The organism is Arthrobacter sp. Z4-13 (assembly GCF_054792705.1).
In genome coordinates, this window is record NZ_CP096459.1 from 2,920,145 (window position 1) to 2,941,850 (window position 21,706).

At 65.8% G+C, this 21,706-nt stretch carries 20 protein-coding genes and 1 pseudogene; 9 read left to right on the top strand and 12 right to left on the bottom strand.

Annotation, left to right across the window (positions count from 1 at the left end; all coding sequences use genetic code 11):
• Window positions 1–17: 17 nt before the first annotated feature.
• Window positions 18–1,157, bottom strand: coding sequence for an ABC transporter substrate-binding protein (locus M1E07_RS15295; RefSeq protein ID WP_461190410.1), 1,140 nt, complete (start codon window positions 1,155–1,157; stop codon window positions 18–20).
• A 332-nt stretch (window positions 1,158–1,489) separates the two neighbouring features.
• Between M1E07_RS15295 and M1E07_RS15300 the strand changes: the two genes are divergently transcribed.
• Together M1E07_RS15300 and M1E07_RS15305 are read left to right on the top strand one after the other, a co-directional pair.
• The gene (locus tag M1E07_RS15300; RefSeq protein WP_461187485.1) at window positions 1,490–1,900 is read left to right on the top strand and encodes an Hpt domain-containing protein; all 411 of its coding nucleotides are present in this window, start codon (window positions 1,490–1,492) and stop codon (window positions 1,898–1,900) included.
• A gap of 123 nt (window positions 1,901–2,023) precedes the next feature.
• Complete coding sequence (locus M1E07_RS15305; protein ID WP_461187486.1) at window positions 2,024–2,860, top strand: glycerophosphodiester phosphodiesterase; 837 nt, start codon at window positions 2,024–2,026, stop codon at window positions 2,858–2,860.
• A 40-nt stretch (window positions 2,861–2,900) separates the two neighbouring features.
• Here the strand turns inward: M1E07_RS15305 and M1E07_RS15310 are convergent, their stop codons facing one another.
• The 6 genes from M1E07_RS15310 to M1E07_RS15335 form a co-directional block, all read right to left on the bottom strand.
• The gene (locus tag M1E07_RS15310) at window positions 2,901–4,067 is read right to left on the bottom strand and encodes an RtcB family protein (protein WP_461187487.1); all 1,167 of its coding nucleotides are present in this window, start codon (window positions 4,065–4,067) and stop codon (window positions 2,901–2,903) included.
• A 107-nt stretch (window positions 4,068–4,174) separates the two neighbouring features.
• Window positions 4,175–5,578 (bottom strand): sulfate adenylyltransferase subunit 1, encoded by a 1,404-nt coding sequence (locus M1E07_RS15315; protein ID WP_461187488.1) that lies wholly within the window; start codon window positions 5,576–5,578, stop codon window positions 4,175–4,177.
• Entirely contained in the window at window positions 5,579–6,643 is a 1,065-nt protein-coding gene (gene cysD, locus M1E07_RS15320) for a sulfate adenylyltransferase subunit CysD (protein WP_461187489.1), read from the bottom strand.
• Window positions 6,640–7,320 (bottom strand): phosphoadenylyl-sulfate reductase, encoded by a 681-nt coding sequence (locus tag M1E07_RS15325; protein WP_461190411.1) that lies wholly within the window; start codon window positions 7,318–7,320, stop codon window positions 6,640–6,642. Before M1E07_RS15325 ends, cysD begins: the two co-directional genes overlap by 4 nt.
• 167 nt (window positions 7,321–7,487) lie before the next feature.
• Window positions 7,488–9,233 carry a nitrite/sulfite reductase gene (locus tag M1E07_RS15330; protein WP_461187490.1) on the bottom strand — a complete coding sequence of 582 codons (1,746 nt, stop codon included), beginning with the start codon at window positions 9,231–9,233 and terminating at the stop codon, window positions 7,488–7,490.
• A gap of 54 nt (window positions 9,234–9,287) precedes the next feature.
• On the bottom strand, window positions 9,288–10,145 hold the full coding sequence (locus M1E07_RS15335) for a sirohydrochlorin chelatase (RefSeq protein WP_461187491.1): 858 nt from the start codon (window positions 10,143–10,145) through the stop codon (window positions 9,288–9,290).
• 61 nt (window positions 10,146–10,206) lie between these two features.
• Here M1E07_RS15335 and M1E07_RS15340 point away from each other — a divergent pair, with 61 nt between their 5' ends.
• The gene (locus M1E07_RS15340) at window positions 10,207–10,878 is read left to right on the top strand and encodes a trimeric intracellular cation channel family protein (protein ID WP_461187492.1); all 672 of its coding nucleotides are present in this window, start codon (window positions 10,207–10,209) and stop codon (window positions 10,876–10,878) included.
• Between the two features lie 13 nt (window positions 10,879–10,891).
• Window positions 10,892–11,314 carry a hypothetical protein gene (locus M1E07_RS15345; RefSeq protein WP_461187493.1) on the top strand — a complete coding sequence of 141 codons (423 nt, stop codon included), beginning with the start codon at window positions 10,892–10,894 and terminating at the stop codon, window positions 11,312–11,314.
• 112 nt (window positions 11,315–11,426) lie between these two features.
• On the opposite strand, the gene M1E07_RS15350 is transcribed toward M1E07_RS15345, so the two are convergent.
• The 5 genes and pseudogenes from M1E07_RS15350 to M1E07_RS15370 all read right to left on the bottom strand — a co-directional run bounded on the left by M1E07_RS15350 (window position 11,427) and on the right by M1E07_RS15370 (window position 15,898).
• Window positions 11,427–11,909, bottom strand: coding sequence for an endonuclease domain-containing protein (locus tag M1E07_RS15350; protein ID WP_461190412.1), 483 nt, complete (start codon window positions 11,907–11,909; stop codon window positions 11,427–11,429).
• A 222-nt stretch (window positions 11,910–12,131) separates the two neighbouring features.
• A pseudogene (locus M1E07_RS15355) lies at window positions 12,132–12,266 on the bottom strand (type IV toxin-antitoxin system AbiEi family antitoxin domain-containing protein); the annotation flags it as partial.
• Between the two features lie 408 nt (window positions 12,267–12,674).
• Window positions 12,675–13,775: a polyprenyl synthetase family protein gene (locus M1E07_RS15360; RefSeq protein ID WP_461187494.1), complete on the bottom strand. Its 1,101-nt coding sequence runs from the start codon at window positions 13,773–13,775 to the stop codon at window positions 12,675–12,677.
• Entirely contained in the window at window positions 13,772–15,112 is a 1,341-nt protein-coding gene (locus tag M1E07_RS15365) for a geranylgeranyl reductase family protein (RefSeq protein ID WP_461187495.1), read from the bottom strand. The genes M1E07_RS15360 and M1E07_RS15365 overlap by 4 nt, the downstream gene beginning before the upstream one ends.
• A gap of 3 nt (window positions 15,113–15,115) precedes the next feature.
• Window positions 15,116–15,898: a demethylmenaquinone methyltransferase gene (locus M1E07_RS15370; RefSeq protein ID WP_461190413.1), complete on the bottom strand. Its 783-nt coding sequence runs from the start codon at window positions 15,896–15,898 to the stop codon at window positions 15,116–15,118.
• A gap of 102 nt (window positions 15,899–16,000) precedes the next feature.
• Here M1E07_RS15370 and M1E07_RS15375 point away from each other — a divergent pair, with 102 nt between their 5' ends.
• The 5 genes from M1E07_RS15375 to M1E07_RS15395 all read left to right on the top strand — a co-directional run bounded on the left by M1E07_RS15375 (window position 16,001) and on the right by M1E07_RS15395 (window position 21,648).
• Window positions 16,001–17,392 (top strand): isochorismate synthase, encoded by a 1,392-nt coding sequence (locus tag M1E07_RS15375; protein ID WP_461187496.1) that lies wholly within the window; start codon window positions 16,001–16,003, stop codon window positions 17,390–17,392.
• A 167-nt stretch (window positions 17,393–17,559) separates the two neighbouring features.
• Entirely contained in the window at window positions 17,560–18,363 is an 804-nt protein-coding gene (locus tag M1E07_RS15380) for an ABC transporter substrate-binding protein (RefSeq protein WP_461187497.1), read from the top strand.
• Between the two features lie 150 nt (window positions 18,364–18,513).
• Window positions 18,514–19,305 carry an amino acid ABC transporter permease gene (locus M1E07_RS15385; protein WP_461187498.1) on the top strand — a complete coding sequence of 264 codons (792 nt, stop codon included), beginning with the start codon at window positions 18,514–18,516 and terminating at the stop codon, window positions 19,303–19,305.
• A 12-nt stretch (window positions 19,306–19,317) separates the two neighbouring features.
• Window positions 19,318–20,121: an amino acid ABC transporter ATP-binding protein gene (locus M1E07_RS15390; protein ID WP_461187499.1), complete on the top strand. Its 804-nt coding sequence runs from the start codon at window positions 19,318–19,320 to the stop codon at window positions 20,119–20,121.
• A gap of 300 nt (window positions 20,122–20,421) precedes the next feature.
• Window positions 20,422–21,648 carry an aminotransferase class I/II-fold pyridoxal phosphate-dependent enzyme gene (locus M1E07_RS15395; RefSeq protein WP_461187500.1) on the top strand — a complete coding sequence of 409 codons (1,227 nt, stop codon included), beginning with the start codon at window positions 20,422–20,424 and terminating at the stop codon, window positions 21,646–21,648.
• The last annotated feature ends 58 nt before the right edge of the window (window positions 21,649–21,706 follow it).

The window sequence follows — 21,706 nt, forward strand, 5'->3', positions numbered from 1 at the left end:
AGGTAGTTGGTAAGGGTTCAGTCCTGGCCGAGGCCGGCGGCTGAAACAGGTGCGGTGCCGCCGCCGGTGGCGATGACGTCGTTGAGCGGACGGAGGCTGAACAGCCCGTTAATGTCGGCCTGCCTGGTGGTGCCGGCCTCCACTCCGTCCTGCAGCAGCCGGGGGTAGCTGCCGGCCAGCGGGTCCAGGGTGAAGGTGATGTTGGCCAGGGACCGTGCGAGGACGTCATCGGCCAGGGCTGCGCCGGCTGATTCCTGCAGGGCCGAGTTGATGACGGCGGCCTTCTGCTCGGCGGGCGCTTCGTTCAGCCAGGCGACCGACTTCGCATGGCCCGCCAGCAGCGCCTTCACGGTGTCCGGGTGGTCGGCCGCGAATTTTTGGTTCACGATCAGGACAGTTGTCGGGAACTCGCCGGGTTTGCCGGTACTGCTGCCGTCCCACAGGTCCTTTTCATCTACGAGTACCTTTGCTCCGGCTTGAAGCACCAGCCTGGACGCCCACGGCTCGGGCAGCCACGCGCCGTCGAGCTTTCCGTCCTGGAACAGCTTCAGCGTCTGCGCGTTTTCCGTGGGGTTGATGGCGACGTCGCCGCTGCCGTCAACGTTGGTTTTGTACCCCTGGTCCGCCAGCCAGGAGCGAAGGGCCACATCCTGCGTGCCGCCGAGCTGCGGGGAAGCCAACGTCTTGCCCTTCAGGTCTGCCGCTGAGTTGACTTCGGGTTTGACCACCAGCTGCGCGCCGCCGGCGGCAGCGCCTGCGACGATCCTGACGGACTCGCCCTGGCTCTTCACGAAGGAGTTGATGGCCGGGTTGGGGCCGATGTAGGCCGCGTCAATGGCGCCTGCGTTCAAAGCCTCAATGGCTGCGGGGCCGGCGTTGAAGGTTTCGGTGCTGAGAACGGTACTGCCCAAGGCCTCTGCAAGGAAGCCTTCCTTGATGCCTACCAGCGCAGGCGCATGCGTGACGTTGCCGAAATAGCCCAGTTTCAGCTCCGATGCCGGGGTGGGCTCCACAGCCTGGGCCTCAGTGTTACGCGAAACAGTGGATGCCACCACGGCGCCCACCACAATCAACAGGACCAGCCCAACGGCCAGGGCCGCCTCGATGGCACGCCTGCGCTTGGGAACCGCGCTTTCGCCTGCCACGATGCGGGTCATCCCGGGCTTGGAAGTAGTCATTGTTTCACCATAGGGAGTGGCCCAAAGCCGTTCAATGAAGCGGAAACGGGGGGTCACGCGGGTTCATCTAGCGTCATATTCCGGCGAGAGCGGCCCGCCACTTGGAATCCGTAGATTTCCCCCACCAACAGATTCGAGTACTCACTACTCGTGCCTCAGCAAGGGCTGCCCCGTATTCTCCATTGAAAGTCCTGCTGGGAGGCGCACCGAAGTTTTGAGCTTCAGGGGTTCGTCATGGGTTTGCGAGTTTGCAGGCGGCCGTTGCGTCATTGGTGCACGCCCGGTGCGAGGACTGGCCATGGGGGGCACCTGTGACCCAGGGCGACGGCTACGCACCCCTCCTGGACCCAAGCGTGCTGGTGAGATTGCGGGAGGAGCTCGACGACGACGAAGGAGTCTGGAAGGTATTCGTACAGAACTTCATCGCGCACCTGCCCGAACGGAGCGAGCGGCTGCGGCAGGCCCTGACCACCGGAGACCTAAGGGGCGCAATAGACGCGGTCCTCAGCCTCAAGACCTCCAGCCAGATGGTCGGGGCGGAGCGGCTGGCCGGGCTGGCAATGGATCTGGAGCAGGCCATTCGGAACGACACCAGTGACGCCGACCCGGCCGTCACTCTGCCTCAGCTGGCGGTCGCCCACCTTCGGCGGATCACGCAGTGCAGCAGGCAGACCACCTATCTCCTGCAGGCAGCCCTGAATCAGAAACCTGACCTCGGCTGACGTGCGCCGTGTGCGGCTTCTGTCCCTGCAGCCGGCACCACGCCCAGGCTTTTGACCGGATGTTGTTGCCCCGTTAAGGTTGCTCCACCTGCGAGTTGACCTTGCCTTCATAGGTTCTGGTGGGTGACCAACAACCAGGTGCTTCCCGCTCTGCAATTTCCCTCTGACCTTCCAAAAAACAACTCCCGACCCGACCCACGCAGTACCGGCTTCGCGGTGGTTGGCCATCGCGGGGCCATGGCCCTGGCACCCGAGAACAGCGCGGCGTCGTTTCGCCTGGCGGAAGCCGCCGGTGTTGACGAAATTGAACTCGACGTGCGCATCACTGCCGATGGCGTCCCCATCGTCCTTCATGATCCAACCCTTGAGCGGCTGGCAGCGGGAGGGCCGAACGTGGCGACGCCCATCGCCGGGCTAACGCTGGCCCAGGTGCACGAGGTTCCGTTGGACTCCGGACAGCCCATTTTGACCTTTGCCGAAGTCCTCGAGCTGACCAACGCCACGCTTCAGGTGGAGATCAAGGACGCGTCCGCTGTCCCTGCCCTGGTCCAACTGCTCGCACAGAATCCGTCCCATACCGGCCGCGTCAAGTTCTCGACCTTCCTCCCGCAGGCCCTGTTCCTCCTCGCGCTGCACCTACCGGCAGTTCCCCGCGGACTCATTGTCAGCACTTTCCCGGCTACCCGACGGCAGCAGGAAGAACTTGAAGACGTCCTCATCATTACCGGCGCAAGCGCGCTGTACACGGGATTTGAGCATCTCACTCGCATGCACGTGGAACAGCTGCAGGCAGCCGGCATGGAGGTCCACGTCTGGCCCCTGCGGAGCGGCGAAGACCTGGACCGGGCCCTGGAGCTGAATGCCGACGGCGGAACGGCCGACGATCCTGCCCAGGCAAAAACGTGGCTTGAGGCAACACAGACCAGGGTCGCGGCCGAGGTGGTTGACGCGACCACCTAGGGGCTCGGCAGCGACACCAGCGGGCAGCAACACCAGTCCGTCAGTTGCCCTTGACGTTGATCAGCTGCCGCAACTTGTGCCGGACCGTGACGAGGTCGGCGGCGTCCTGCATCACCTGGTCAATCGATTTGTAGGCAGCAGGGATCTCATCGATGAACGCCTCGGACGCCCGGAACTCGATGCCCCGCATGGCCTTCTTCAGCTCCTCAAGGGAGAACGTCTTGCGGGCCGCATTGCGCGAGTACTCCCGGCCTGCCCCGTGCGGCGAGGAATTCAGGGAAGCGGGGTTGCCACGTCCCTCCACCACGTACGACGCCGTTCCCATGGAACCGGGAATGAGTCCGGGATCGCCCGGCGCGGCTTTGATGGCGCCCTTCCGCGACACCCACAGGGATTTGCCGTAGTGCGTCTCCTGCTGGGTGAAGTTGTGGTGGCAGTTGATCCGCTCCCGTTCGTGCACCGCGCCGCCCACCCAGTGGCCGAACTGCGTGCTGACGCGGTCCATCATTTCTTCCCGGTTCAGCAGTGCAAAATGCTGGGCCCAGCGCAGCTCCGCGATGTACCGGTCGAACTGTGGGGTGCCCTCGTCCAGGTAGGCGAGGTCCGGGTGCGGCAGGCGGATCTGGTTCTTCCGGGACACGTGTTGGGCGACGCCGATGTGGTGCTGGGCGATCTTGTTGCCCACGCCCCGTGAGCCGGAGTGCAGGAACAGCCAGACGTCGTCGTTTTCGTCCGCACAGACCTCGATGAAGTGGTTGCCCGAGCCCAGGGACCCCAGCTGCAGGTCCCACTTCGTCACGTACTGGGCGGGATTGAAGCCAGCTTTCGCCGCCAGTTGCTTCAGCTCCGCAATCCGGGGCTCCGCCGTGGGCAGCACTTTTTTGTTGTTGTGCCCGGCGGACAGCGGAACCACGCGTTCGATGTCCTCGCGGAGCCGCCGGCGGTCCTTCGGCAGGTCCGCCAGCGAGTACTGGGTCCGCACCGCGATCATGCCGCAGCCGATGTCCACTCCCACCGCCGCCGGGATGATCGCGTTCAGCGTGGGAATGACTGACCCCACCGTGGCGCCTTTGCCAAGGTGAGCGTCCGGCATCAGCGCCAGATGCGGATAGATGAACGGCAGCTCGGCAGTCATCACGGCCTGTTCCCGCGTCTGGGGGTCAAGGATCGAAGCCCAGTTGAGCAGCTTGCTGTTGATGGTCTCCATGCCTGGCCTCCTACCCGGAAAACGGGACGACAAAACCGCGGCCTGTTCGCAAAACCCGGCTGTGAAGGTCAGGTTTCGCGGACAAGCCGCGGTTTCGTTGTCAGAGACTAGATCGAGTAGCGCTCGTCCTCGTGGTCGCCCGGATGGTCCTTGACGAGGCCGGCGGCCAGCGTGTTGCCGTCCAGCGGGTCGATTACCAGGAACGCACCGGTGCGGCGGTGGTGCAGGTAGTTCTCGAGCGGCAGCGGCGCGGCGAGCCGGAGCTGCGCGTGGCCGATGTCGTTCAGTTCCAGGGTGGACGCCGGCTCCAGCTTGAAGGTGGCCAGGTCCAGCTTGCCGCCAACGTTGCGCACCAGTGCCTGCACGGTGCGGGTGCCGTGCTTAACCAGCACCTTGGCGCCTTCGCGCAGCGGCTTCGGGGACAGCCAGCACAGCGACGCGTACACATCCGCCGAAGCTTCACGGACAGTTCCGGCAGCGGCGATGGTGTCACCACGGGCGACGTCAAATTCCTCGGCGAGGCGGAGGGCAACAGACTGCGGGGCTGAGGCTTCATCCAGCGAGGCGCCGGCGAAGTCGATGCCCACCACGGTGGTGGTGCGGGGGTCCTGGCCAGGGGTCAGGACGGAAACCCTGTCCCCCACCTTGACCGAGCCCTCAGTGATCTGACCGGCGTATGCGCGGTAGTCACGATAGGCCTCCACATCCAGACCGGCTGCGACGGCGTCGGGAGCCAGGGCGCCCTGCGGCCGGATGACCAGCTGCACCGGGAAACGGAAGCTCTCCAGGTGGCTTTCCAGCTCGTCGGCTGCGGGCAGGGTCTCAAGGACCTCGAGCAGCGCGGGGCCGGTGTACCAGGGGGTCCGCTCCGAGCGCTCCACCACGTTGTCGCCGTCGAGCGCGGACACGGGCACCACCAGCAGATCGGTGATGCCGTCTGAACCCAGCCCGAGCTCGCGGCCTACCTGCTGCACGTCCGCTTCGATCTCGCGGAACACGGACTCGCTGAAGTCCACCAGGTCGATCTTGTTCACGGCCACAATCACGTGCGCCACGCGCAGCAGCTGCAGCACGGACAGGTGCCGGCGGGTCTGCTCCAGCACCCCCTTGCGGGCGTCGATGAGTACGACGACGGCATCCGCGGTGGACGCGCCGGTCACCGTGTTCTTGGTGTACTGAACGTGCCCGGGGCAGTCGGCAAGGATGAAGCTGCGGCGGTCCGTGGCGAAGTAGCGGTAAGCCACGTCGATGGTGATGCCCTGTTCGCGCTCGGCGCGCAGGCCGTCGGTCAGCAGGGCAAGGTCGATGCCGCCCTTGTCCCCGCCGAACCCGCGGTCCGCGGACGTGCGGGCCACGGCGTCGAGCGTGTCAGCCAGGATGGCCTTGGAATCGTGAAGGAGGCGGCCCACCAAAGTGGACTTGCCGTCGTCGACCGATCCTGCGGTGGCGAACCGGAAAAGGGTCGTTGGCAGGGCTGTCTCCAGCTCCGAAGCCAAAGTGTCGGTGCTCATTTAGAAATACCCGTCCTTCTTGCGGTCTTCCATGGCGGCCTCGGAGATGCGGTCATCTGCACGGGTGGCGCCACGTTCGGTCAGGGTGGAGGCAGCGACTTCAACCACCACGTCGGAGACGGTGTACGCGTCCGATTCGACGGCGCCGGTGCAGGACATGTCCCCCACGGTGCGGTAGCGGACGGTCTTGGTGATGACTTCCTCGGAAGGCAGCGGCTGGGAAACCTCTCCCACTGCACGCCACATGCCGTCGCGGGCGAAAACCTCGCGCTCGTGGGCGTAGTACAGGCCGGGCAGTTCGATGTTCTCACGCTCGATGTAGCGCCAGATGTCCAGCTCGGTCCAGTTGCTGATGGGGAACGCGCGGACGTGCTGGCCCACGGTGTGGCGGCCGTTGTAGAGGTTCCACAGCTCAGGGCGCTGGTTGCGCGGATCCCACTGGCCGAATTCGTCGCGCAGGCTCAGGATGCGCTCCTTGGCGCGGGCCTTGTCCTCGTCCCGGCGGCCGCCGCCGAAAACGGCGTCGAACTTGTTCTGCTGGATGGCGTCCAGCAGCGGGACGGTCTGCAGCGGGTTGCGGGTGCCGTCGGCACGCTCGGCAAGCTCGCCGCGGTCGATGAACTCCTGCACGGAGCCCACTACCAGCTTCAGGCCCAGGCGCTCCACGGTGCGGTCGCGGAAGTCGATGACCTCCGGGAAGTTGTGGCCGGTGTCCACGTGCAGCACGGGGAACGGGACCTTGCCGGGCCAGAACGCCTTGGTGGCCAGGTGCAGCATCACCACGGAGTCCTTGCCGCCGGAGAACAGCAGCGCGGGCTTCTCGAACTCGGCAACAACCTCACGGATGATGTGGATGGCCTCGGACTCGAGGGTGTCCAGGCTGCTCAGTCGGGTTGATCCGCCGAATGCCGCCCCCGCCCCTTCGCCGCGCGACTGATCTTCGATCAGTCCAGCGCGCGGCTCCGACAGGCCCGAAGCCACTCCCTGGGCGGCATACGGCGTCTCAGTAGCGTCAGTTTCCAGCACAGACAGCTCCAGATCCTCGTTGGTGGTTTGGGTGCTCATACGTGTAGTCCGCATTCTGTCTTGTCGGAGCCCGCCCAGCGGCCGGCGCGGGGGTCGTCGCCCGGCGCCACCTTCCGGGTGCAGGGCTGGCAGCCAATGGAGGGGTAACCCTGGGAAAGCAGCGGGTTGACGGGCAGGAGGTTGTCGTCCGAGTACTGGACCAGCTGGTCGAACGTCCATGCGGCCACCGGGTTGACCTTGACCAGGCCGTTGGCCTCATCCCACGTCACCAGCGGGGTGTTGGTGCGGGTGGGGGCCTCATCGCGGCGGACCCCGGTGAACCATACCTCATAGCCGGACAGGGTGCGGCGCAGCGGAGCCACCTTGCGCAGCGCGCAGCACTGGGCGGCGTCACGGGCGAAGAGGTCCTTGCCCAGGAGCCGGTCCTGCTGCTCCACGGTGTTCTCTGGGAGGACGTCCACCACGTTGACACGCAGGTTCGCGGCCACCTCGTTCCGCGTGGCGTAGGTTTCCGGGAAGTGGTAGCCGGTCTCCAGGAACAGGACGTCGACGCCGGGCAGCTGGTCCGCGACCAGGGCGGGCAGGACGGCGTCGGCCATGGAGCAGGCGACGGCGACCGCGGGCAGGTCGAAGTTGCGCTCCACCCAGGCGATCACGTCGCGGGCCGGGGCGTCCCAGCCGAGCTCGGCAGCACCGGCCTCGGCCAGGGCCTTCAGCTCTTCTTTGCTGCGGAGCTTCGGGGCGGGCGCAAGGTGCTTCGCAGGCGATGCCGCCCCCGCCCCTTCGCCGCGCGGCTGATCTTCGATCAACCCAGCGCGCGGCTCCGACAGGCCCGATGCCACTCCCTGGGCGGCATCGCCTGCCAGCGGTAGTGCGTGCTTGCTCACTGCAGGGCCTCCTCGTCTGCTGCGTGGGCCCACTCGGCGAAGGTCTGGCCTTCGGCGCGCTGGGCGACGAAGGTGCGGACGACGCGCTCCACGTAATCGGGCAGGTCGTCGACGTAAACCTTGAGGCCGCGGACCGTGCGTCCCAGGCCTGCTTCCTCACGCTCGTTGGAAGCCAGCCCGCCGCCCAGGTGGACCTGGAAACCCGGGGAGGGGTCGCCGTCGGGCGTGGGAAGCATCATGCCCTTGAGGCCGATGTCCGCGGTCTGGATGCGGGCGCAGGAGTTGGGGCAGCCGTTGATGTGCAGCGACAGCGCGTGCGGCAGTTCACCGGAGGCGGCGAGGTCGGCCAGGCGCCGTTCCAGCTCGGCGACGGCGGTGGCCGCGGTGTGCTTGGTCTCCACAATGGCGAGCTTGCAGTATTCGATGCCGGTGCAGGCGATGGTCCCGCGCCGGAACACGGACGGGCGGGCGGACAGGCCCAGCGCGTCCAGCTCTGCCACCAGGGGCTCCACCTGGTCCTTCGCAACATCCAGGACCACCAGCTTCTGGTGCGGCGTGGTGCGCAGGCGGTAGGAGCCGCGCGCCTCAAGGGTGTCCGCAAGCTTGACCAGCCCGGCGCCGGACAGGCGGCCGGCCAACGGGGTGGCGCCGATAAAGAACTTGCCGTCCTTCTGCTCGTGGATGCCGATGTGGTCACCGGGAGACGTGGGCTTGGGCGCGGCCGGACCGTCGGCCAGCTTGTAGCCCAGGTACTCGTCCTCGAGGATCTGGCGGAACTTCTCCGGACCCCAGTCAGCCATCAGGAACTTCAGGCGGGCCTTGGTGCGCATGCGGCGGTATCCGTAGTCGCGGAAGATGCTGGTGACGCCCAGCCACACATCCGCAGCTTCCTCGGGCCGGACGAAGGCGCCCAGCCGCTTGCCGAGCATCGGGTTGGTGGACAGCGCGCCGCCGGCCCAGAGGTCGTAGCCGATGCCGAGCTCCGGGTGGCGGACACCCACCAGGGCGAAGTCGTTGATCTCGTGGACCACGTCCTGGCTGGGGTGGCCGGTGATGGCGGTCTTGTACTTGCGCGGCAGGTTGGACAGCAGCGGGTTGCCGATGAACCGCTCCCCCAGCTCCTCGATGAGCGGAGTGGGATCGATAATCTCGTCCTTGGCAATGCCGGCCACGGGCGAGCCCAGGATGACGCGGGGAACGTCGCCGCAGGCCTCGGTGGTGGACAGGCCAACGGCTTCCAGGCGGGTCCAGATCTCCGGGATGTCCTCCACACGGATCCAGTGCAGCTGGATGTTCTGGCGGTCGGTGAGGTCGGCCGAGTCCCGGGCGAAGTCAACGGAGATCTGGCCGATAACGCGCAGCTGCTCGGTGGTGAGCGCTCCGCCGTCGATCCTCACGCGGAGCATGAAGTACTTGTCCTCGAGCTCGTGCGGCTCAAGGGTTGCGGTCTTGCCGCCGTCGATCCCTGGCTTGCGCTGCGTGTACAAGCCCCACCAGCGGAACCGGCCGTGCAGGTCCTGGCCGGGGATGGCGTCGAAGCCTTCCTTGGAGTAGATGGTCTCGATACGCTCGCGCACGTTGAGGCCGTCGTCTTCCTGTTTCCAGGTTTCGTTGGCGTTCAGGGGCGTTTTGCCGTCCACTTTCCACTGACCGTGCGGCTTCGCGGCGGGTCGGGACGGGCGGGCCGGGCGCTTCGGGGCGGCGGTGTCCGCGGACGCTCCGGCTAGAGCTGTATCAGTCATGCATCGACTGTAGGTCCCGCCCGAATTGCGTCACAAAGGCCCGGAAACGTTGAGTCACCTAGGGAAATATTTCGTCACGAAACGCCGGACCGCCTTGAAGAAGCCACCCTCCTGTGCATCTGATCCGGCTGCGGCGGGCTCGCCGGCCGGGGCTTTCGGGGGTGCCGCAGCTGCGGTTTCGGAAGCTTTCGCGACGGCGGCGTCGTACCGTTCCAGCGCGATCTCCGCCAGCACCGGCGACGGCAGCAGCGGTTCCGTCACGACGTCGGCACCCGCCTTGGCGAGCTGGTCGTGGAAGTAGCCCGGCGCCAGGAGGTAGGAGGCAATCACCACCCGCCCGCCGACGTCGACGGCTCCGGCGGACTCCCCCGCCCCGGCACCTCCTTCAAGTTCCTCACGAAGCATCGTGACGGCGTCGGGCACGGAGGGCTTGGCGGAGGCACCATAGGCGGCCACCATCCGGTTGGGCCGCAACTCCTGAAGCTGGCCCAGCAGCTCCTCGACGCTCACCGCTGCCTTGGGGTTCGACGAGCCCGCGGCGGCCAGGATAATCACGTCGCGGTCCGTCACCCCGGCCTCCCCCAGACGCTGGTCCAGCAGCGCAGCGAGGCGCGGATCCGGTCCCAGCGGTGCGGCCGCGGCACTTCCCGGACGGCTCTTAACCGCCCGCGCGATGTCCACCTTCACGTGGTAGCCAACGCTGAGCAGCAGCGGCACCACGACGGCGGACTCACCCTCCGGCAGGCCCGCCACCACGTCCACCAGGTCCGGCTGCTGGACGTCCACATAGGCTTCGCGCACGTCGAGGCCCGGGCGCAGCGCCGCAATGGCATCCCGCAGGGCGTTGACCTCCGCGGCGCCCTGTGTGCTGGAAGTCCCATGGGCGCAGGCGATCATGATGGGGCTGTTCATAGGGGCTAGCGTAACGTTGGAGCCGCCCTGTCCGCCCTCTTTGAATTGCCGGGACGCTCCCATGACATTCCCTTTTGACATCGCCCTGGTATGGCTGGATCTGGCCGGTGTCTTTTTCTTTGCTGTCTCCGGATCCCTGTTGGCGGCCCGGAAGCAGTTCGACATTGTGGGCTCCCTCCTGCTGGCCTCCCTCGTGTCGCTGGGCGGCGGCGTCATCCGCGACATCATCCTCGGCGCTGCGCCCCCTGCGGCCTTCAGCAACCCCGCGTATCTCCTCCCGCCGATGCTGGCCACGTTCCTGGTGTACTTCCTGTTCTCCAGCGTGGAACGCTTCACGTCCCTGCTGGTCCTGTTCGACGCCGGCGGGCTGGCCCTGTTCTGCATCACCGGCACGCTGAAGGCGCTCTCGTTCGGCGTCAATCCGGTGGCCGCCGTGCTCCTGGGTGTCACGACCGCGGTAGGCGGCGGTCTGCTGCGGGACATTACCGCCAACGAGGTGCCTCAGCTGTTCAACTCCCGGGACCTCTACGCTCTGCCGGCCTTCAGCGGAGCGGCCCTGACGACGGTGCTGTGGGTAACGGGAGCCTTTAATGCGGTGACCGCCTGCGTGGTGGCTGCCCTTGTTTTTGCCTTCCGGGTGGTGGCCTGGCGGCGCTCCTGGTACATCCCGCTGGCCGTCAATGGATGGCACCGCAGCGGTTCTGGAGGCGGCGAATTACGGGGCGGGGATTAGCTAGGATATTTGCATGACTGACATGTTCCTCGAGAAATTCCGTGCGCTGGTTCCGAAGTATCTCGAGGACGAATGGCAGGAAGAGGACGGGCTGTCCGCTGAAGAGCTGGACAAGGCCCTGGCCGACCACCAATTCCAGATTCCCCTGGTCCTCCGCGAGTTCTACCTGGCCATTGGCGGTTGTGAGGACCTGATGGAGGCCTACCACTACTTCTGGGATCCCGATGAGCTCGAAGTGGATGACGAAGGCTTCCTCATGTTCCTCGAGGATGAGGAAGAGGAGTACACGTGGGGCTTCCGCGTCGGAGACCTGGGCGTCCCGGATCCCATCGTCTACCGCCGCAACAACACCCGCGGCCAGTGGAAGTCCGAAGAGGGGACATTCTCGGAGTTCGTGTTCGACATGTTCGAGTGGGCCTTCGAGGACGAGGACTAGGGCCTCCCTCTGGCGGTGGTCCTGCCGAAACGGGGCACTTTGACACTGGCGCGCCGTGCGCCGTGCCCACACCAGGGTTGCCGCCGCTCAAAGTAGCCCACGACGGCGGCGCTCACCTTCCGCTGAAGGCTCCCCTCCGGCTCAACTCAAGCACCCCCAGCACCCGTTCCATCATCCGCCCGGGGTGATGGACGACGTCGTCATAGCCGAAACGAAGGACCAGATACCCGCCGGCCAGCGTGGCGTTGTTGCGCCTCCGGTCCTTCTTCACCTGGCGCGGCTCCAGGTGAGTGGCACCGTCTGTTTCCACCACCAGGCAGTCCTCAACCAGGAAATCCACCTCCCCCACTCCAGGCACCTCCACGTGCCTGCGGACATGCAGCCCCCCACGCCGGAAGTGATAGTTTGCCAGCACCTCCAGCAGGGAGTCCGCCCTCGGGATCACGTACTCCAGGACCGCCCTGGCACGGGCGTTACGATTCCCGGGGAGCTTGCGGCGAAGGAACTCCAGTGTGATGTCCCCACTCTGCGCGGCGCACTGGACCATGACCAACGCCTCGATCTCAGGCAGGCATCGCAAGGAATGGATCAGCACGTCAGCCAATCCGGCAACTGGCAGCCAGGGGTGGCGTGGATGTGAACACCTGCCGTGGGCAAGTGCACCCGTCGGGGTTCTCCGATGCCCGGAGCTCAGGTGTATTTCGGCTGCTTTGTTCAACGTCCACAGCCCATACGTCGGCGCGGCCGACAGGCAGGTCAGCAGTGCGTTATGCTGCAGGGCCATCCCAAGGACTCCCGCCTCCCCGGGCAGGCTGTAGATGCCCCGCCGCAGCCTCACTATTCGGCCTGAGGCCTGGGCTTTAGCAATGCTGCTTCGGGGGAACCCCGCATGGCGGAGGGTCGAGTTTCGCGCCACACCCGCGCGCCTGCCGAGAAAGACCTCGATATCCATGCATCCACAGTGTCCTGGCGGGAACACGAAGGGCAGTTTGGTCCTTCAGTATGTGGAAAGCGCACCTTCGCGGGGCACTTTGCCACGGACATGCCGACACTTCAGGGGGGAACCCCTTGCCGCTTGGCCCAATGTGCCCCGAAGAGGCTTCGGAAAGTCTTTGACAAGGGTAGTAACAATGGACTTGCGTCCTGTGACAAAGGTGTCATAGACTATTCACGGATCCGCTAAACGCCTCCGGCGGGTCTGATGCGAACGGAGAGGCAGCCTCGGTTTACAGCAACGGATGACTCGTCATCCAGCGCTGGGGACCGGGGCTGTCCCGTTTAACATAACCTCCGGCAGGACAGCACAAGGCCCACAGCAAAAGCCCGGCACCACCACGGAGCCGGGCTTCCACAGGAAAAGCTAACTGGCGCGGTCCACCACAGCCATCGCGAAGTTGGACAGGGATTCCTTGACCACACCTTCGGGCAACGGGGCAAGGGCGGCGATGGCCTCATTGGCCCACTCGCGCGCCACAACCCAGGATTCAGCCGTGACCGGGTGCTCGCGCAGACCCGCCACCGCCTCGGCCAGGGCTTCATCAGAGGTCAGGTCGCCGTCGATGAGCTGGAGAAGTTCGACGGCGGAGCGGTCACCGTCCGCAGCGGCCCGGCGCAGGAGCAGCACCGGCAGCGTGGGAACACCTTCACGCAGGTCCGTACCCGGGGACTTGCCGGACTTGACCTTGATGCCCGTGACATCAATGACGTCGTCAGCAAGCTGGAAAGCTACACCAACCTTCTCGCCGTACTCCACCAGCAAGGATTCGTAGGCTTCATCCGCGCCTGAGAAAATTGCGCCCAGCTGACCGGAAGCAGCAACCAGGGAGCCGGTCTTGTCTGCGATGACCGAGAGGTAGTGCTCCACCGGATCTTCGTCCGGGCGCGGCCCCACGGTTTCGTGCAGCTGGCCCAGGCACAGCCGCTCGAAGGTGCGGGCCTGGATGCCCAATGCCCGCGAGCCGAGTTCGGACACCAGGATCGAAGCGCGGGCAAAAATCAGGTCGCCGGTGAGGACGGCAACTGAGTTGCCCCACACTTCGTGGGCAGTCGGCGCACCGCGGCGGAACGGTGCGGAGTCCATTACGTCGTCGTGGTACAAGGTGGCCAGGTGCGTCAGTTCAACCACGACGGCGGCCTGCACCACGGCGGGAAGCGACGCGTCACCGAGGTGTGCACAGAGGAGCGTCAGCAAGGGCCGGATGCGCTTGCCGCCGGCTTCCACCAGGTGGCGCGACGTTGCGTCAGCCAGCGGATCCGAGTTGGCAATGGCCTCGCGCAGCTTTTTCTCCACGCGGGCCAGGTTGTTGGTGATGGCCGGCCCCAGCTCGGCATCTCCGGCGATGGCGGCGAAGCCCGCAGGCAGCTGCAAACCCGTCGCGATGGCGGTGGTATTGAGGCTGGGTTCGGAGTCCGGCAGGCCGTGTCCGGCGTGCGTCCAGCTGTGGTCTGCGGGTTTGGTCACGGGTTAACCCTAACTTTTTGTTGCGGATACCGCTGATTCGAAGCCGACGGAGTGGCGGATGTATTGGATGTGGCCGGAACCAGCGACTCCAGGACCCGGATCACCCGGTCCTCGAAGCCCTTGGCAGCAGGGTCCGTGAGGTTGGCCAGGAGCCGGACCACGAACCGCATCAGCACCGGGATGGGCATGCCGGTCCGCAGTGCAAGCTTCATGACCGCTGGCTTGCCGATCAGTGCGGCGAACGCCCGCCCCAGCGTGAAGTGGGATCCCCACTGGCCCCGCACGTAGTCCCCGTACCGCGAGAGGTGCGTATCGGCGTCGTACGTTCCGCCTGAGGAGGCAGTGCGCGAGGAGGCATCGATGATGAACTCGGCGGCGAAGCGCGCGGACTCCATGGCGTAGGAGATGCCCTCGCCGTTGAACGGGGAGACCATCCCGCCGGCGTCGCCCAGGAGGAACAGCCCGGGCGAGTAGTGGGGGGTGCGGTTGAAGCCCATGGGCAGCGCGGCGCCGCGGATCTCCCCCACCTGGTTCTCCGGCGTGAAGCCCCAGTCAGCGGGCATTCCGGCGGTCCATTCGCGCAGGACCTGCTTGTAGTCGAGCTTGCCGAATTCCTTGGACGAGTTCAGGATGCCCAGGCCCACGTTGGACGTGCCGTCGCCCACGCCGAACACCCAGCCGTAACCGGGCAGCAGCTTGCCGTCGCGGCCGGGGAGTTCCAGCCAGCCTTCCATCCAGTCGTCGTCGGTGCGCGGGGAGGTGAAGTAGGTGCGGACGGCGACACCCAGCGGTCGGTCGTCACGCTTCTGAATGCCGAGGGACACGGCTGTGCGGGTGGAGTTTCCGTCAGCGGCGAGTACGACGTCGGCAGTGAACTCGTGCGTTTCCCCCGTCTTGCGTCCGGCCTCGTCCAGGAGCGCTGCGCGGACGCCGGTGACGCGGCCGTCGTCGTTCCGGAGGGCTTCGGTCACGCTGTGCCGTTCAAGGATGATGGCGCCGGCAGCCTGTGCGTGCCGGGCGAGTTCCTCGTCAAAACCCAGCCGGGTGCGGATGAGGCCGTACTGCGGAAAGTCCGAAACCTCGGGCCACGGCAGTTCGATGGTCCGGCCGCCCGCAATCAGGCGCAGGCCCTTGTTGCGGCGCCAGCCCTCACCTTCGGGGTGGGGCAGGCCGAGTTTCTGGATTTCCCGGACCGCGCGCGGGGTGAGGCCGTCGCCGCAGACCTTTTCGCGCGGGAAGCTGGTCTTCTCCAGGACGGTGACGTCGATGCCGGCTTTGGCAAGGTAGTACGCGGCGGTGGAACCAGCCGGCCCCGCGCCGACTATCAATACCTTCACAGCTCAGCGGGTGTTGCGGCGCAGCTTGGCCACGGGGCCTTTATGCGCGGCGATGGCGGCAGCCGTCCCACCGGGAGTGCCAGCTGGTGACTCGGACGCCTTGAACGCACGGTGCACCGCCACAATGCCGCCCGTGAGGTTGCGGTAGGTGACCTTCTCCCACCCGGATTCCTCCAGCCAGGCTGCCAGGTGGTCCTGGTCTGGCCAGGCGCGGATGGATTCGGCGAGGTAGACGTAGGCGTCCGGGTTGGAGGCCACCTTGACGGCGATGGCCGGCAGGGCGCGCATGAGGTATTCGGTGTACATGGTGCGCCACAGCGGAACCACGGGCTGCGAGAACTCGGCGATCACCAGGCGGCCGCCCGGCTTGGTCACGCGGAGCATCTCCTGCAGCGCCTTCTTGGGCTCGTTGACGTTGCGCAGGCCGAAGGAGATGGTGGTGGCGTCGAACGTGTTGTCGGCGAACGGCAGGTTGGTGGCATCCCCGGCGATGAAGTCGATGTCCGGGCGGCGGCGCTTGCCCACCTTGAGCATCCCAAGGGAGAAGTCACAGGCCACCACATCAATGCCCGCATCGGCATATGGCTCGCTGGATGTGCCCGTTCCGGCGGCGAGGTCCAGGACGCGCTGGCCCTTGACGGCTTCCATTGCTTCCACCACTACCTTGCGCCAGCGGCGGGTCTGCCCCAGGGACAGGACATCATTGACGACGTCGTATTTGGGGGCGACGTCGTCAAACATCGTGGCTACTTCGTCCGGACGCTTATCCAAGGATGCTCGGTTCACCATGACATTGTCTCAAATGTTCAGGAGCGTCCGGACCAAGGCCCGCCGCTGCTCCGGGGGCTGGCCACTGCAAATTACCCTGAGGGGTAGTGTTGATCCATCATGACCAGCACGTTCCGCACCCTGACAGTCCCCCTCGATGGCCAAAAATTCGCCGGGGGGCTGCCGTCGTTTCTGGTCCGGGAGGACGTCCTCTGCTGGACCCGCCGTGAGGCCGGACTGGTGGGCTTCGGCGAGATCACCCGCTTCACCGCCACCGGCCCCGAGCGCTTCCTCGAGGCCGACATCTGGTGGCGCCACCTGGTACTCGAAGCCCGCATTACAGACTCCGTGGAACTGCCGGGCACCGGTCCCGTGGCTTTTGGCTCCTTCGCTTTCTCCAAGACGTCAGCCCACGAGTCCCGGCTGATCGTGCCGGAGGTTGTGGTGGGCGTCCGTGACGGCCAGGTCTGGCTCACGCACTTGACGTTCGACGACGGCCCCCTTACCGAGAAGCGCGCCCTCGCCGCGCTGGACCGCTGGCTGGGCAGCAGTGCCTCAGGCGCAGAAGGCACGACGGCGGCGGCGGACTCCGGCGGGGACGGTACCTCCGGCTCGGTTCCCGCCCGGGCGGGCGGCGCCGTCGTACGTCCCCTCCCCCTTGCCGCCGGCGCAACGCTGCATACGGGATCACTGAGCGAGGCGGACTGGATGGCCGCGGTGGAAGCGGGTGTGGCCGAGATCCGGACCGGCGCGCTGGAGAAGCTGGTGCTGGCCCGTGACGTCGTTGCCACCCTTCCCTCCGGCGTGAACGCAGCCCAGGTGCTGCGCGAACTCGCCGGGCGGTACCGCGAATGCTGGACGTATGGGGTGGACGGACTGGTGGGCGCTACGCCCGAGATGCTGATCCAGGTGGAGGGCCGCACTGCCCAGGCGCGCGTACTGGCGGGCACCCTGGACCGCCGCGATGCCCACGGTGAGGACGGACTCCCCATGGATTACGCCACGCGGGTGCTGGCGGGGTCGGAAAAGCAGCGGCACGAACACGAGATCGCGATCCAGTCGCTGACCTCCCAACTGGCGCCGTTCTCCGAGGCGATGAACGCCCACGACGAGCCGTTCATCCTGGAGTTGCCCAACGTGTGGCACCTGGCATCGGACGTCAAAGCTGAACTCACGGAGGTGGAAGGGCACGTCCCCACCTGCCTGGCCCTGATCAACGCACTGCACCCGACTGCCGCCGTTTGCGGGACCCCAACGCAGGTGGCCGGAGCGCTGATCCGAAAGCTGGAGCACCTGGACCGGGGGCCGTACGCCGGACCGGTGGGATGGCTGGATGCTGCCGGGAATGGAGAATGGGGCATAGCGCTGCGCGGCGCCGTCATCGAGGCCCGGGACACGGTGCGGTTGTATGCCGGCTGCGGAATAGTCGAGGGATCCCAGCCGGAGGCTGAACTCGCAGAGACCTGGGCGAAGTTCCGGCCCATGCTGGAGTCACTCGGGATTAGCCACTAGGCAAGGAGTCCGGGATACGGGACAGTTCCCCTTCGCCTAGGCTTGAAACAAGGGTAACTTGGTTATCCAATAGTGAATCTAAGTTTCCTGTGATGCACATCTCCTAATCGGCGCTACACTATGAACCGATTTAGTACCGCATACTCCTGCAACAAAAGGTAAGAAACATGCAGCTCAAGTCCCTGGCCACGGCCAAGATCACCGCCAAGGCAGCAGCACTGTTCGCCGTCGGCGCCCTCACCCTCACGGCCTGCGGCGGCGGAAGCTCCACTCCGGCAGCCTCCGAAGGCGGCATCCAGCTCATCAACGCCGGCAAGCTCACGGTGTGCTCGGACATCCCCTACGAGCCGTTCGAATTCGAAAAGGACGGCCAGACGGTCGGCTTCGACGTGGACATCGCCAAGGAACTCGCCAAGGACTTCGGCGCCGAATTGAGCATCGTGGACAGCTCCTTCGAGGCCATCGAGACCGGCACCGCGCTGACCCAGTGCGACTTGGGTATCTCCTCCATCTCCATCACCGACACCCGCAAGTCCGTCATGGACTTCTCCACGCCGTACCTCGATGACGATCTGGCCCTGGTAGCCAGCGAGGACTCCGGCATCACCAACCTTGCCGGCGCCAAGGGCAAGAAGGTGGGCGTCCAGCAGGCCACCACCGGTGCCGACTATGCCCAGGAGCAGGGCCTCGACGCACAGCAGTTCGAGGACACCGGGCTCCTGGTTCAGGCCCTCCAGGCCGGCACCATCGACGCCGCCCTGGGCAACCAGTCCGTCCTGGGCTACGCCATCAAGGACCAGCCCAAGTTCAAGAGTGTTGAGCAGTTCGCCACCGGCGAGCAGCTGGGCATTTCCATCAAGAAGGGCAACACCGCCATGGCGGAGAAGGTCAACGGCACGCTCAAGCGCCTGACCGACGACGGCTCCCTCGAGAAGTTCAAGACCACCTGGTTCGGCGAAACCGCCAAGTAGCCAAAGACCGCCAAGTAGTCGCCGTGCAGGCCTGAGGCTCCCCCGCCCGGGTCCGGTCACGGCCCTGAGAACTACGCAGCCGGGGCCCCGGACGAGCTGTACCGCAGTCCGTCCGGGGCCTCTGGCACGCACAACGAATGTGAGCAACCCATGGCAATGACCGCACGTCAGCGAGCCAGAGTAAGCCTGTATGTCCAGGCCGGAATCTTTGTTGTGGCCATCGCCGCGCTGATCCTGGCCACCGACTGGGAGACCATCGGCAATAGCGTCTTCAACTTCGCCAAGATCGGCCCCATGTTCCCGGGGATCTTCATGACCGGCCTGGTGAACACCCTGATCTACACCTTTCTCGGCTTCGTCGTGGGCCTCTCCGGCGGCCTGCTGCTGGCCCTGATGAAGCTCTCCAGCTTCCCGCTGTACCGCTGGATCGCCACCGGATACATCGAGTTCTTCCGCGGGATCCCGGCGCTGCTGGTCTTCATCGCGTTCGGCTACGGTGTTCCGCTGGCGTTCGGGGTCTCGTGGAACATCACCCTGATCGTGATGATTTCGCTTGGCATGGTGGCCTCGGCGTACATCGCCGAAACCCTCCGCGCCGGCCTGCAGGCAGTCCCGAAGGGCCAGCTGGAGGCCGCCCGTTCCCTGGGCATGCCGCAGTGGCGGGCAATGGTCACCATCGTCATCCCGCAGGCCTTCAAGATCGTCCTGCCGCCGCTGACCAACGAGGTCATCCTGCTCACCAAGGACTCCTCGCTGATCTACGTCCTGGGTCTCACCGCGTCCCAGTACGAGCTCACCAAGTTTGGCCGCGACGGCATCTCCAGCCTCGGCGCAGGCCTTACCCCGCTCCTCGTGGCCGGCGCCTTCTACCTGGTGATCACCATCCCCCTGAGCTTCCTGGCCCGGAAGTTCGAAAGCCGCAGCGCGCGGACCAAGCGATAGGCAGCGAAGACCATGAACGACGTCGTAAACAACTCCCGCGGTGGCACGGCAACAGTCCACGCTGCCGGGGTGGAGATCAAGGACCTGCGCAAGTCCTACGGATCCAACGAGGTCCTGAAGGGCATCAGCCTGGACGTGGCGCCCGGCGAAGTGGTGTGCCTGATCGGGCCCTCCGGGTCCGGCAAGTCCACCCTGCTGCGGTGCGTGAACCTGCTGGAGCAGCCCAACCAGGGCAGCATCCACGTGGGCGGCTTCGAGGCCACCGATCCCGATGTGGACATCGACAAGATGCGCCGCAAGGTGGGCATGGTGTTCCAGCAGTTCAATTTGTTCCCGCACCTGGATGCCAAGCGCAACTGCTCCATCGCGCAAACGAAGGTCCTCAAGCGTTCCCAGGCCGAGGCGGACAAGGTGTCCATGCACAACCTGGAGCGCGTGGGGCTGGGACACCTCGCGGACCGGTTCCCGGACCAGCTTTCCGGGGGCCAGCAGCAGCGCGTGGCCATTGCCCGTGCGCTGAGCATGGACCCGGAGCTGATGCTCTTCGACGAGCCCACCTCGGCACTGGACCCCGAGACCGTGGGCGATGTCCTCTCGGTGATGCGGAACCTGGCCAAGGAGGGAATGACCATGCTGGTGGTCACGCATGAGATGGGCTTCGCCCGCGAAGTGGCTGACCGGGTGGTCTTCATGGATGGCGGCGTTGTGGTGGAGGAAGGCGTGGCCGAACACGTCATTTCCGCCCCCACCCAACCGCGTACCAAGGAGTTCCTGCGCCGTGTGCTCGATCCGACGCACATCGAGATCGAGGAATAGGCGCTCCGGCTTTTCGAAACCCCCTCGCAGATTCCCTGACGCTACGGATATATCCGTAGCGTCAGGGAATTTCTGCGTCACGGGGGCTTTTGCGCGTCACGGGGGCTTTTGCGCGTCACGGGGGCTGGGAGCGTACGACGGCGGGGCGCGCCATCCGCTGCCGGCCTTCGTTCCAGCCGGGTCCTTTACTTCCATGAGTGTTGCATTCGACAATGGTCCTTCTGGACAGCCTCCACTGGCTCAGCAGCGCGCTGCCAATCCGTGTGGCAGCCCCCGGCCGCCCTACCCAGGAGCGCTGGCATGACAGATCCGACAACCAGATCCCGGACCACCTCAGCGGTGTCTGTGCGTGCTGCACAGCTGGCCTCGATTCCCTCCTTCCAGCGGGTAGACGCCTACCTCGGGCGCGCCATGTTCCGCCGGAAAAGCCAGTCGGACGGCTGTGATTTCACCTTCGGCAACCCGCACCAGATGCCACCTGACCGCTATGTCAATACGCTGCGCGACGCCCTTACTCCGCAGCATGACCAGTGGTTCGCGTACCAGACCAATGGCGAGGCCGCCCGGGAGGCGGCAGCGGAATCCCTGCAGCGGCTGCTGGACGTACCGTTCCGGCCGGAGGATATTTATCTCACCACCGGCGGCTTCGCCGCCATCGCGCTGGCATTGAAGACGGTGGCCGATCCGGGCGACGAAGTCATCTACAGCCTGCCGCCATGGTTCCTATACGAGCCGCTGATCCTTGAAGCCGGGCTGGTCCCCGTGAAGGTCAAGGTCAACACCGCCACGTTTGACCTGGACCTCGACGCAATTGAGGCTGCCATCACGGACCGCACCAGGGTTGTCATCGTCAATTCGCCCAACAATCCCACGGGACGGATCTATCCTCCGGAACTGCTGCTCCGGCTGGCGGAACTGCTGGAGGCGGCCTCGGCGCGGATCGGCCGGCGCATCTACCTGGTCTCGGACGAGGCCTACAACCGGATTGTGTTCGACGGCTTGCGCTTCCGCAGTCCGGTGGAGTTTTATGCGCACACACTGCTGGCCTACTCCTACGGCAAGACGCACCTCTCGCCGGGCCAGCGGGTTGGGTACCTGGCGCTGCCGCCCACCATGCCGCACCGGGATGAGATGCGCCCGGCCATAATCGGTTTGCAGGTGGCCATGGGTTGGATTTACCCGAACGCCTTGCTCCAGCACGCGCTTCCCGAACTGGAGAAGTTCTCCATCGACATAAACCGGCTGCAGCGGCGGCGGGACCGGCTGATGGACGCACTGGGCGGTATGGGCTACCGCGTCCCGCGGCCGGAGGGCACGTTCTACCTGTATGTCACGTCCCCCATCGCGGACGACGAAGCATTCACCGAGTCACTCGTCCGCCGCGATGTCTTTGTTTTCCCGGGCGCGCTGTTCGAGACGCCGGGCTTCTTCCGGATCTCGCTGACGGCCAACGAGGGCATGATCGAACGCAGCCTGCCGGCATTCGAGGCGGCGATGAAGGAAAGCGTTAACGGGAGCGAGAGATGAACCAACGGACCTACCCGCAACGGGCTGGCTTTCGACACACGAATGCACTGGGGCGCCG